The following is a 12,550-nucleotide window of genomic DNA, read 5'->3' as shown; positions in this document are numbered from 1 at the left end:
AGCTAATGCGCGTGCAACTGCCACCTTGGGGAATCGTTTGGATATGTCACATGACAGCAGCCAGCTAACCGATCTTTTTGTCATCGGCGGGGGCATCAACGGATGCGGTATCGCACGGGATGCAGCGGGGCGGGGGCTTTCGGTCACATTGGCCGAGATGAACGATCTGGCTTCGGCCACGTCTTCGGCCTCGACCAAGCTGTTTCATGGCGGGCTGAGATATCTGGAGTTCTTCGAGTTCCGCCTGGTTCGCGAAGCCCTGATTGAGCGAGAGACGCTGCTGCGCGCGATGCCCCATATCAGTTGGCCGATGCGCTTCGTGCTGCCGTATCACGCCGATATGCGCTTTGATTCCGAAACGCCAACCTCGCGGTTGCTGAGCACGGTGATGCCTTGGATGCGTGGGCGCCGCCCAGCTTGGTTGATCCGGCTGGGTCTGTTTCTGTACGACAATTTGGGCGGCCGCGAAATTCTGCCCGGAACCCGATCGTTGAACCTGCGTGCGGCGCCCGAGGGGGCCCCTCTGCAGGACAAGTTTGAAACGGCCTATGAGTATTCAGATTGCTGGGTCGAGGATTCGCGACTGGTGGTGCTGAACGCCCGCGATGCAGAAGCGCGCGGTGCAAAGATCAAGGTTCGGACCGAGGTTCTTTCGGCCGAGCGGGTCGATGACCTGTGGAAGGTAACGATCCGTGATCAGGACAGCGGAAAGACCGAGACCGTCTTCGCAAAGATGCTGATCAACGCGGGTGGCCCGTGGGTCGGTGACATCATCCAGACTAAAATCCATGTGAACTCTCGTGAAGGGGTCCGGCTGGTCCGTGGCAGCCATATCGTAACGCCCAAGCTTTTTGATCACGACAAGTGCTATTTCTTTCAGGGCGAGGATGGGCGCATAATCTTTGCTATCCCGTATGAGCAGGATTTTACCTTGATCGGGACGACGGATCAGGATCATTCAGATCCCTCTGAGCCGCCGGTCTGCACTGACGCCGAGCAGGATTATTTATGCGCCTTTGCATCAAAATACTTCGCAAAACCAGTGACACGCGCCGACATCGTATGGACTTACTCTGGTGTTCGTCCCCTGTATGATGATGGTGCAAGCAGCGCCACGGCGGCGACACGGGACTATACCCTGAAAGTCGATGCCGAGGGTGGGGCACCGGTCCTAAATGTCTTTGGCGGCAAGATCACCACCTATCGACGCCTCGCGGAAAGCGCATTGGAGAAGGTAGGCATGCATTTTCCTGATCCCTCGGGGCCGTGGACTGCTGGCGTAGCACTGCCCGGAGGGGACTTCCCGGTTCAGGGCGTTTCAGATTTGATCCGGCAGGTGCAGACAGATTATCCGTTCCTTACCAAGTTTTGGGCGCATCGGCTTGTCCGGGCCTATGGCACAGAAGTTTGGGAAATACTGGGACCAGCAAAAGAAACGAGCGATCTGGGTGAGGACTTTGGGGCGACGCTGACCGAGATCGAACTGACCTGGTTAATGGATAAGGAATACGCGCGCACTGCAGAAGATGTTGTTTGGCGGCGTAACAAACTGGGTCTGCGGCTCAGCTCTGATCAGGTTGGCCGGATCGAAAATTGGATGGCTACTAGGTTAGACGCCAACGACACGCATCAGACCGCTGGACAAAAAAAGCCCCGCTGATTAGCGGGGCGTTTTAATCTCTGGCGCCGCGATTACGCAGCTTCTTCTGACGGCCCGGGATCGTTTTTGTTGCCTTTGATCCACTCACGCAGGCCTTGCATGACTGCATAGAGGACGGGAACCAGAATAACCCCGAACAGGGTTGCCGCCAACATACCACCAAATACGGCCACACCGATTGCCTTCTGGCTGGCCGCCCCGGCGCCATTGGCCGCCAACAAGGGAACCACGCCCAGCAGGAATGACAGTGCAGTCATCATCACGGCGCGGAAACGCTGATAGGCAGCCTCGGCCGCGGCTTCTTTGATGGGCAGGCCCTTGGCCCGTTGCTCCATCGCGAATTCTACGATCAGAATCCCGTTCTTTGAGGCAAGGCCTACCAGCATGATCATCCCGATCTGCGTATACAGGTTGATATCACTGCCCACGATCGCCACTGCCGCAACTGCGCCGAACAGTGCCACGGTGACCGACAATAGGATCGAAACCGGCATCGTCCAACTTTCGTATTGGCCGACAAGGAACAGATATCCGAACAAGATCGCCAACCCGAGGATCACCACCACCAGATTGCCCGATGCCAACTGTTGCTGCGCCGTACCCGTCCACTCAAAGGCATAGCCGGGGGGCAGGGCAGTTGCCGACTCTTCAGTCATGGCATTGATGGCATCACCGGTGGAAAGCCCCGGCGCAGGAACGGCTGTCACTGTAGCTGAACGGAACAGGTTGTGCCGTTTCAACAGGACCGGACCCAAAACGTTTTCGACGTCAATCAACGTGCCCAAAGGCACCATCTCGCCTTTGGTGGAGCGCACATAAAGTTCTGAGATATCTTCGACCTTGTTCCGATAGGAGCCTTCAGCCTGGATCATGACGCGATAAACCCGACCAAACAGGTTGAAGTCGTTGACGTAGTACGAGCCGAGCTGCGCTTGCATGGTCTGGAATATCTCGGCCACCGAGACTTGCAGGGTTTTGGCCTTTTCCCGATCCAGATCGACGAACAGCTGCGGGACGTTTGCGCGGAAGGTGGTATAGGCCTGCGCGATCTCGGGCCGCTGGTTTGCAGAATACACATACGAGCCGACCGCTGAGGCCAGATCCTGGGGTGTGCCACCTCCGGTTTGCTGCACCTCCATCTCAACGCCCGCAGACATGCCGAGGCCCTGAATGGGCGGAGGATTGAATGCCAGAATTGAGGCTGCGGATTCACCGTTGGCGATTGCCAGAACTTTACCTAGAATGGCGTCCGCGCTCAGATCCGGTTCTTGCCGCACTTCCCAGTTGTCGAGGTTGACAAAAACCGTCGCTCCATTGGTGGTCGTTCCGTTCAGTATCGAGAAGCCGTTCACCAAAACGGTGCTCGCAACGCCTGGAATTTCCTGAATCTGCGCATCAAGCCGTGCTGAAACAGCTTCGGTACGCTCAAGCGTGGCGGCGTCGGGAAGTTGCATATCAACGAACAGATATCCGTTGTCCTCAAGCGGTATAAAGCCTTTGGACGTGTTACCCATAATAGTGCCGGTACCCGCAGTGAACGCTGCAATGAACCCCAGTGAAACGACGGGCAGGATCAGCAGTTTTCGAACAATGGCGACGTAGCCGCTGCGCATACCTCCGATGAACTTTTCGAACACAGCCAGAAGTCCTTTGGGCGGCCCCGAGCGAGCCCGCAGAACCAGCCCGCACAACGCCGGAGACAGGGTTAGCGCGTTGATCGAAGAGATTACAACAGCGGTTGAGATCGTGACCGCAAACTGCGAATACAATCGCCCTGAAATGCCGGGCATGAAGGTTACGGGTACGAAAACCGCCAACAGCACCAACGTTGTTGCGATCACTGGGCCAGTGATTTGCCCCATCGCCTTGCGCGTTGCTTCGGCTGGGGGCAGGCCCTCGTCCGCGATGATGCGTTCTACGTTTTCCACCACCACGATAGCGTCATCCACGACGATACCAATGGCCAGCACCAGCGCGAACAGCGAGATCGTATTGAGCGACATGCCAAAGGCCAGCAGGAACGCGAATGTCCCGATCAGCGAGACCGGAATTGCAACCGCTGGAATGATCGTTGCACGCCAACTGCCAAGGAAGATGAACACAACCGTGATCACCAGTATGAACGTCAGAATGAGTGTTGAAACCACGTCGTTCAGTGACTGTTCCACGAAGTCCGTAGTATTGAATGGAACGTCATATTCGACATCGGTTGGAAAAGAGCGGGACAGGCGATCAAGTTCGGCCTGAACACGCTCAGAGACGGCAAGGGCATTTGCGCCCGGAGCTTGATAAATGCCGATAACTGTGGCGGGGACGCTTTCAAAATAGCCCGAGGCCGCGTAGAACTCGGCACCCAATTCAACGCGCGCAATGTCTTTCACACGTACAATCGCGCCCGCTTCACCAGTGCGAATTACGATATCCCCAAACTCGTCTGCTGAGGTCAGGCGGCCTTTGCTCTTGATCGTATATTGAAAGGTCTGACCTTCCGGGACAGGAGGCGATCCGATTGAACCCGCGGAGACCTCGATATTCTGTTCGCGGATGGCGTTGATCACATCACCTGGGGAAATCGACAGCGCCGCCATCTTGTCGGGGTCCATCCAGATCCGCATGGCGTATTCCAGATTGGTCAGAACGTCGGCCTTACCAACCCCCTGAACCCGCGCCAGCGCGTCTTTCAGGTTGATTGAGGCATAATTCGACAGAAACACACTGTCATAGGTTTCATTGGGTGAGGTCAGCGTGATCAACAGCAGCATGTTGGTCGAAGCCTTCTGCGTCACAACGCCAGACGAGGTTACCTCGGACGGCAGTGACGCCATGGCCTGTGCGACACGGTTCTGCACGTTCACTGACGCGATATCTGGGTCGGTGCCCACCTCGAATGTGACGTTTAGGGAATACGAGCCGTTATCCGATGAGGTAGACGTCATGTAGATCATGTCGTCGACACCATTGACCTGCGCCTCGATTGGCGCGGCGACGGTATTTTCCACGGTTTCGGCGTTCGCGCCTGTATAAGTGGCAGTAACACTGACAACCGGAGGCGTGATGTCGGGGAACTGCGCGACCGGCAGAACCAGATAACCGATCCCGCCAAGGATGGTCAGGACCAGCGAAATGACGAGCGCCAGCTTAGGCCGGCTGATGAACAGGGCTGAGAACATTAGTTATTCTCCGGCTGCTCGGTTGCAACGACCGCATCAACGGCTACACCGGGACGCACACGTTGCAAACCTTCGACGATGACGCTTTCGCCCTCGCGCAGACCATCTGTCACGATAATGGCCGAGTCTACGGTGTCTCCGGTTGTTATGTAGCGCTGTTCAACCATTTGCTTGTCATTGACGACAAGAACAAATTCACCACGTTGGTCACGTTGCAACGCCGCTTGTGGGATCAACACCTGCAGGGTCGGCTCCAGCGCTTCGATTTGCACGTTGATGAAGGCGCCATCGACAAGCAGTCGTTTGGTGTTTTCGAATTGGGCCGTCATCGTGATCGCGCCAGTCAGTGGATCAATGCGGTTGTCGACGAAAACAATCTCACCGGTCTCATCAAGTTCGGTTCCGTTCGGTAGAGTCACGTGGACATTCGGGCTTTTGTTGCTTTCCGCCAGAGTTGCAGGGTCCTCACCAAGCTGCTCGAGCACCGAGGTGAATTGCTTCTCATTCAACGAGAAATTTACGTAGATGGGTGCTTCGCTGACCAAAGTGACAAGCGGAGGATTGTTAGGGCCGACAACATCCCCAACACTGGTTTCCACGCGGCCGATCCGACCCGAAAACGGGGCGTGGATCTGGGTATAGCTGAGATCAAGCTCTGCCTGCTGAATCGCGGCATTGGCGGCCTTGACCTCTGCTTCGGCAACCAGTTCGCTGGCGCGGGCAATATCGCGTTCGGATTCCGGGGTGGCATCGCGTTTATAAAGCTCTTCCTTACGGGCCAGATCGACCTTGGCCAGTTCAAGGTTCGCCTGAGCGCGGTCCAGATCGGCTTTGCGGGCTTCCAGCGTGGCTTCATAAAGATCAGGTTCGATCGTGAACAACAGATCGCCTTTGCTTACTGGTGCGCCGTCGTCAACATTCTGACTGTCTAGAAATCCGTTGACCCGCGCGACGATATCGACCTTGTCGATGGCTTCGGCCCGCCCAATGAATGTGGCCTGATCGGTGATCTCTTCGGTATAGGCTGCTGCAATTGAAACTTTGGGTGCGGGGGCATCTCCCTGATCCTGAGCCATCGCCGGTTGAGGCAGGCCGGAACAAGCTAACAGAGCGAGGCATATGCCTGCGGTCCTGAAATAGCCGTTGAGGCGGATTGATGGCTTCTTAAATGCAGGGGACATGATGGCGCCTCGTTCAAACTAAAGATTGTGCGCCCGGTTACGGAAAAGTCCGGACGAGTCGATTGATGTTTTAGGCAGGATGGCGGGTTTGGCGCAGTTTCTCAAGCTTGTTGAGACATTGATCGAGGAACGGTGGGTTGAGAAATTCGTTCCAAAAAGCGGACTTAGCCCGCATGGGCAGTCATTTACCGCCTGAATGGGCTAAAGCCCGGGCAAGGCTGGACTACAAAAATAACGCGGCGGAGGTCACTTGGACCGCCACCGCTGCATTCATTCATGGAGATTTGTTGTTATTTACGCGTTCCGGAAAACCGATTCTGCCAGTCTTCGCTCTGTTCATCCGTGACTTTGGCGAACAGAACGTCGGGAACTGCAAAGTCATGTCCTGCGGGTAGGGCACGCAGCGCGGCGTCGACATCATCAGGCCAGCTGGTGTCCAGCGTGTTCATCGCGCTGAGCATTTTTGCCGAGGTGTCAGGTATGAATGGTGCGCTCAGAACCGCATAGAGACGGATCAGATTTAGCCCCATCCTTACTTGTGCAGCGGCCTGTGCGGGGTCTTCCTTGAAGGTCGACCAAGGGGCAGCAGTCTGCAGATACTCGTTGCCTGCAACCCAAATCGCACGCAGTTCTTGCGCGGATTTGCGGACCTCCATCGTCTCCATGAAACCTTCATAGGCGCGGATACGGCGGGTCAGTTCTGCTATTAGCGCCTGCTCACGCTCACCATATTCACCATCACCCGGTACGGACTCACCAAATTTGGAACGGCAGAACTTGGTGATCCGGCTGACAAAATTGCCCAGCACATCTGCGAGGTCCTTGTTGACGGATTGTTGGAAGTTGTCCCACGTGAATTCGCTATCGCTGCTTTCGGGCGCATGGCTCAGCAGCCACCAGCGCCAGTAATCAGCAGGCAGGAGTTCAAGGGCTTGGTCCATGAACACACCACGGCCTTGGCTGGTTGAGAACTGGCCACCGTCATAGTTCAGATAGTTGAACGATTTCAGGTGATCGACCATCTTCCACGGCTCTCCCGAGCCAAGAATGGTGGCCGGGAAAGACAGGGTGTGGAACGGCACGTTGTCCTTACCCATGAACTGGACGTAACGAACATCATCCGCGCCTTTGTCAGTGCGCCACCAGCGCTCCCAATCAGCATCTGGTCTGCCATTCGCATCCGCCCATTCTTTGGCGCAGGCGATGTATTCGATAGGTGCGTCGAACCAGACATAGAAGACCTTGCCCTCCATGCCGGGCCAGTCCTGATCGCCTTTCTTGACCGGCACACCCCAATCCAGATCACGGGTGATGCCGCGATCCCGCAGGCCGTCGCCGTCATGCAGCCATTTCTTGGCGATGGAAGTAGTCAGGATCGGCCAGTCGGTCTTGCTGTCGATCCACGCGTCCAGTTGATCCTTCATTGTCGACTGACGCAGATACAGGTGTTTTGTCTCGCGCACTTCCAGATCAGTCGAACCGGAAATTGCCGAGCGCGGCTCGATCAGATCGGTCGGGTCCAACTGTTTGGTGCAGTTTTCGCATTGGTCACCACGCGCGCGATCATAGCCGCAATTAGGGCAGGTGCCCTCGATATAGCGGTCGGGTAGAAAGCGGCCATCGGCGTTTGAATAAACCTGTTTCTCGCTGACCTCACGGATCAGTCCGGCCTCATCCAGTTTGCCTGCGAAGTGCTGGGTCAGATTACGGTTCTGCTCACTGGACGAGCGGCCAAAGTGATCAAAGCTCAGGCCAAAGCGTTTGGCGATGTCTGCCTGAACCGCGTACATATCCGCGCAGTACTCAGCCACGGGTTTGCCCGCTTTGGCTGCAGCCAATTCCGCAGGGGTGCCATGTTCATCGGTCGCACACAAGAACATGACCTCGTTCCCCCGGCCCCGTAGGTAACGTGCATAAAGGTCGGCGGGCAATTGCGAGCCGATCAGGTTGCCGAGGTGTTTGATCCCGTTAATGTAAGGGATCGCCGAGGTAATAAGAATCCGAGCCATTTTGCGTTTCCAGATAACTGTCTGCGCGCCCGTCTACAGTATGTCGGCGGTCAGCAAAAGGCCGGGTTTCAGCAACCCCGCGGATTTCATGCCATATTCACGAGCTAGCGCTTTTCCCGTGACCCTTTGAGTAGCCTGCCAATCGTAAAGGACGTGCGGGGCGCATAGACATAATGCGTCCGTGTCTCGGGCGTCGGGCGCGAGCGCATTCGGGCGAGGCCGAAGACGATCAGAAAGACATGTCCCAGAGCGACAAAGGCGAACAGAGCGCCGGGGCCGAATTGCCGGATCAGCGTGGACGAGATGTAGGGAGAGGCGATTGCCCCCAGCGCATACCAGAACATCAACGCCGCAGCCAATTCCACGCGTTGCTCGGTCGTGGCAAAGTCATTTGCGTGGGCTGATGAGACCGAGAAGATCGGAAACGTGGTTAGGCCAAAGAGTACGGCCGCCAGCATGACGCCAGCTGTGCCGGCCCCGCTGGCCAGCATAGTGATACCGCAGCTTATGACTGCGGCTGCCGACAACCAGATCAGTACCCAGCGTCGATCGTATTTGTCGGCCAGCCAACCCAAGGGATATTGAGCCAGCGCGCCACCCAAAACGAATGAGGCCAGAAAGAATGCGATCTGATCCACGCCCAGACCGACCTCTTGTCCGTACACTGGGCCCACCATGCGCATTGACGCCGAACTGAGCGCTGCAACGATAACACCTGCCACAGCCAGGGGTGAGCTGTTCCAGGCCAATCTGGGGCGCAGGCGCGGCGCGTCGGGGGTTTTGGGTTGGCTGGCGCGGGTCATCGCCAGTGGCAAAATCGACGCGCAGCACAGGATCGCAAGAAGGTTGTATGAAATGTAAGATGCCGGCGGCAGAACCGCGATGATCAATTGTGCGCAAAGCGATGCGCCCATGTCTGCAATACGGTAAGTGCCCATCGCGCGCCCACGGGTTTCGTTGGTGACTTTGGCGTTTAGCCAGGCTTCGATCACTGTATAGCATCCGGCGACGCAAGTGCCCGAAGCGATCCGCAGGGCGGCCCAGATATACGGGTTCTCGGTCAGCGTATGCCCCAGCAGTCCCATCGCGCCCAGGGCTGTGCAAACGGCAAAGGCGCGGGAATGCCCCACACTGCCCATCAAACGCGGCGCCCACCAACAGCCAATGAAGAATCCAAGGAAATGCGATGATCCCAGCAGACCGATTTGTTCTGTCGAGAATTCAAGCGTGAGACCTGAAATCGCGTCCAACGGGCCAACACCGCCGGTCGAGAGTTGCAGCAGAATGACAGACAGAAATAAAGCGGCGAATGAAATAATTGTACGCATGATGGTTCCAGCTTGCCTGTGTTGTCACGATTTGCGCGCGTCTATTCGACGCCCTCGCGTCGTTTTTTGTCTTTCTGTGGCTAAACTTGGCGGGTGATCTCGGCGTGGATGTTCAGGCCGACAGTCGAGTGTACAAGCTCGGGATATCCCGAGGCGCCAAATTCATGTCGGTTCAGTGCGCCGGTTAGTTTGATTGACAGCGCGTCCAACTCATCGGCCGCGCTTCCGGGTTTTCGAAAGAGGCTGGCCTTCAGCGTCACCGGACGGGTGACATCGCGTACGTTCAGATTGCCGGTCACGGTTGCCCCTTCCGAGATGCGGCCAGTTGGTCCCAGTTTTATTCTCGTCGTGATAAACCGGATTGTGGGATATCGGGCTGCGTTCAGTACACTTTTGCTGAGCATCGGACCACGCGCAAAGGGCAGTTTTGTACGCGCACCAGTTACATCCAGTGTCACGTCAACCCGGCTGTTTTGCAGGCGTTTGACATCAATCATGATATTGGCAGACTTTATCGACATCGTGCCTGTCTGGGTTGCGCCGGACAAGTTATACGTAAAACCGACAGAACTGCGCGCGGGCGCCAATGCATACGGAGTAAGTGCTGCCTGCACGGTATGCGCCAGCGGTAGAACAGCAAGACTCGTGATCAGGGTGCGCCGGGTTAGCTCAGTCATACCAATGCTGCGCGACCGCGCGGCGTGGAGCGTTTCATCAGCAACAGCAGGATTGCGATGTTCACGCCGTTCCAAAGGATGCCATTGATGAAGGCAAGTTGATAATTTCCGGTCAGGTCGTAAATCCAACCCGACATCCAACCTCCTAAGGCCATACCCAGAATGGTCATCATCATGACAAAACCTACGCGCGCACCGGCCTCTTGCGGGGGCATGTATTCGCGCACGACCAGTGCATAGCTGGGTACGATACCGCCCTGTGCCAGCCCGAACATCATGCTGACAACGTAGAGGGAGACCATTCCGTCATAAGGCAGAAACAGGAACAAGGCGATACACTGCAGGATCGAGCCGATCAGCAATGTCGAAAGCCCGCCCAACTGGTCTGCGACTAATCCTGAGATTACGCGACTGACGACGCCACCTAACAACATCAGTGACAGCATTTCCGCGCCGACGGCCGGGCCATAGCCAAGGCCGATGCAGTAGGACACGATATGGACCTGCGGCATCGACATTGCCACACAGCAGCCGATGCCAGCCAGCCCAAGAATGTATTGCAGTGCGCGGGGTGATAAGCCGACGCTTTGTGATTTGATCTGTGCTGCGGCTGCGGCGGTGCTGTGCGCCTCGACCGGGACTTGGCGGCGCAAAAGCAGGGACAGGGGAATGACGGCGACCAAGGTGATGACGGCGAGGCTCAGATAGACCTGCTGCCATCCTTCGCGCTGTAAAATGCCCGATAATAGAGTAGGCCAGATCGCACCTGACAGGTAATTGCCGCTGGCCACCAACGCCACTGCGATTCCGCGCCTGCGCATGAACCAATGCGATATATCAGCGATCAGAGGGCCAAACCCGATCGATGTGCCTAAGCCTAGCAAAAGGTGCGCAATCGAAAGAAGTGCGATGTTTGGTGCAAGGGTCGCCAGCAGGTAGCTTAGAGCACTTAGCAGTGCAGCTCCGATCAGTGCCTTTGTCACTCCCATATGATCCACCAGTTTGCCAAGCCACATATTGCCAAAGGCAAATCCGATCATGGTGAGCGTATAGGGCATTGAAGCCGCAGCCCTGCCTGCACCAAAATCAGCCTCGATGGCGGGCATCACGACAACCACCGCCCACATACCCACATTGACCACCGTTGCGATGGCCAATGTGATCAGCAGGCGAAGCCAGGAGTATCGGCTGTCGTGGATCGGGTGTGTCATTCCCGCACGCTAGGGCGCAAGCATGGCTTTGGCCAGCCACAAGTTATGTGAGCGTGGGTGCGTCATCGCTCTTGATCTGTTGTAATTGCAGGTCGGAATGGGCGGCTGTCCGCGTCACGTGCCAACTGGCCGGGGGCAGGGCGCGGGCGCGGCGGCGAGTCAACAGCCAACTGCAGGCTTCGTCCCGATAAGCCGGAACCAGATGCCAGCGCGTTTCGATCCCTTGCGCACCGCCATCGTCAGGCGTTAGCAACAACCCCAGCGGGGCTTGCCCCGATGTGCCGCCCTGTTCGGCAGCCAGATGCATCCGCCGGACCGGGGTCAGCCCCGGCGGGCCGGGCAGATCGCCAATGACAAGCGGGGCAGCACCGCTGCGCAAGGCTTCTTCCATGCACCACAACAGATCTTCGGGTTTATCAGGACGAACCAGCAGAAACCGGGACGGGTCGGCGAAAGGCAGCATGCCCTCGGGATGCAGCTGCGCCATCTCCCACGCCGGGGCAATCCACATCACCGGCCCCTGTGTCTGCCCCGCCACCCACAGGGCAAAGCTGCGCCGGGCCGGGCCGCAGGCCTCGTGCACACGGGCCAGTTGCAGACTGATCTGTGGGTGCAGGGCCACCCCGGGCGGGGTGCGTGCGGGCTTGCGGCCAAGAAGATGGGTGGACATGCTGATCAGATTAACATGTTCCTTTTTTGTTCTCAATCGGGGAATACCGTCAACGCGACAGGATCAGGCGACCATCTGCAAACTGGATGTTCGAAAAGCGATGCAGATACTCCATCCCCAGCAGGGATTGATCCAGATCGCCCTCGTTGACCGAGGCCGGGATATTGCGATCGGTGATCGGGCCCAGCGAAAGGCTGTCCAGCCGAACCGGGGCCGTGCGCACGATGCCATTGGCCGTCGAGGCGCGGCCCAGATAATTCAATTGATCCGTATCGATACCAATTCGTTCGGCATCTTGCGGACTGATGACGATATTGCTGGCCCCGGTATCGACCAGAAAGGTCACCGCTTTGCCATTCACCAGCATTGGCAAATAGTAATGCCCATCGAAAGAGCGCGGCACTTCGATCCGCTGATCGGTCACGGTCAATTGAGGGGCAGTGCTGACCGTAGAACGGATGTCACCCCACAAGCCAATCACGGCGATAACGCCGATAAATATGAAAACCCAGGCCGCAGCCTGCTGCATGGTTTTGCCCAACGACTGACGGTTCTGAGTGATGAACCACATCAACAGGGCGGCACCCAGCAGAACCAGATAGGTCAATCGCCCGAAATCTTCGCCGTCCATTCAATCACCCGAA

General features: G+C 57.0%; 9 protein-coding genes. 1 reads left to right on the top strand and 8 read right to left on the bottom strand.

Annotation, left to right across the window (positions count from 1 at the left end):
- Positions 1-43 precede the first annotated feature (43 nt).
- Positions 44-1,660 (top strand): glycerol-3-phosphate dehydrogenase, encoded by a 1,617-nt coding sequence (glpD, locus tag BLU89_RS05010; protein WP_074734957.1) that lies wholly within the window; start codon positions 44-46, stop codon positions 1,658-1,660.
- 32 nt (positions 1,661-1,692) lie between these two features.
- Here glpD and BLU89_RS05005 read toward each other — a convergent pair whose 3' ends face one another.
- The 8 genes from BLU89_RS05005 to BLU89_RS04970 all read right to left on the bottom strand — a co-directional run bounded on the left by BLU89_RS05005 (position 1,693) and on the right by BLU89_RS04970 (position 12,537).
- Positions 1,693-4,830: an efflux RND transporter permease subunit gene (locus BLU89_RS05005; protein WP_074734955.1), complete on the bottom strand. Its 3,138-nt coding sequence runs from the start codon at positions 4,828-4,830 to the stop codon at positions 1,693-1,695.
- On the bottom strand, positions 4,830-6,011 hold the full coding sequence (locus BLU89_RS05000) for an efflux RND transporter periplasmic adaptor subunit (protein ID WP_074734954.1): 1,182 nt from the start codon (positions 6,009-6,011) through the stop codon (positions 4,830-4,832). The genes BLU89_RS05005 and BLU89_RS05000 overlap by 1 nt, the downstream gene beginning before the upstream one ends.
- 290 nt (positions 6,012-6,301) lie before the next feature.
- The gene (gene metG, locus BLU89_RS04995; RefSeq protein WP_074734952.1) at positions 6,302-8,020 is read right to left on the bottom strand and encodes a methionine--tRNA ligase; all 1,719 of its coding nucleotides are present in this window, start codon (positions 8,018-8,020) and stop codon (positions 6,302-6,304) included.
- Between the two features lie 104 nt (positions 8,021-8,124).
- A complete protein-coding gene (locus BLU89_RS04990; protein WP_074734950.1) occupies positions 8,125-9,348 on the bottom strand; it encodes an MFS transporter in 1,224 nt (407 codons plus the stop codon).
- Between the two features lie 80 nt (positions 9,349-9,428).
- Positions 9,429-10,025, bottom strand: coding sequence for a YceI family protein (locus BLU89_RS04985; RefSeq protein WP_074734949.1), 597 nt, complete (start codon positions 10,023-10,025; stop codon positions 9,429-9,431).
- The gene (locus BLU89_RS04980; RefSeq protein WP_074734948.1) at positions 10,022-11,236 is read right to left on the bottom strand and encodes an MFS transporter; all 1,215 of its coding nucleotides are present in this window, start codon (positions 11,234-11,236) and stop codon (positions 10,022-10,024) included. Before BLU89_RS04980 ends, BLU89_RS04985 begins: the two co-directional genes overlap by 4 nt.
- Before the next feature lie 43 nt (positions 11,237-11,279).
- On the bottom strand, positions 11,280-11,906 hold the full coding sequence (locus BLU89_RS04975; protein ID WP_074734946.1) for an ImuA family protein: 627 nt from the start codon (positions 11,904-11,906) through the stop codon (positions 11,280-11,282).
- A gap of 49 nt (positions 11,907-11,955) precedes the next feature.
- Complete coding sequence (locus BLU89_RS04970; protein ID WP_074734945.1) at positions 11,956-12,537, bottom strand: retropepsin-like aspartic protease family protein; 582 nt, start codon at positions 12,535-12,537, stop codon at positions 11,956-11,958.
- Positions 12,538-12,550: the final 13 nt, after the last annotated feature.

Origin of the sequence: Ruegeria halocynthiae, assembly GCF_900106805.1 — a bacterium.
GTDB lineage: Bacteria > Pseudomonadota > Alphaproteobacteria > Rhodobacterales > Rhodobacteraceae > Ruegeria > Ruegeria halocynthiae.
This window is presented reverse-complemented; position numbering and strand designations above follow the sequence as displayed.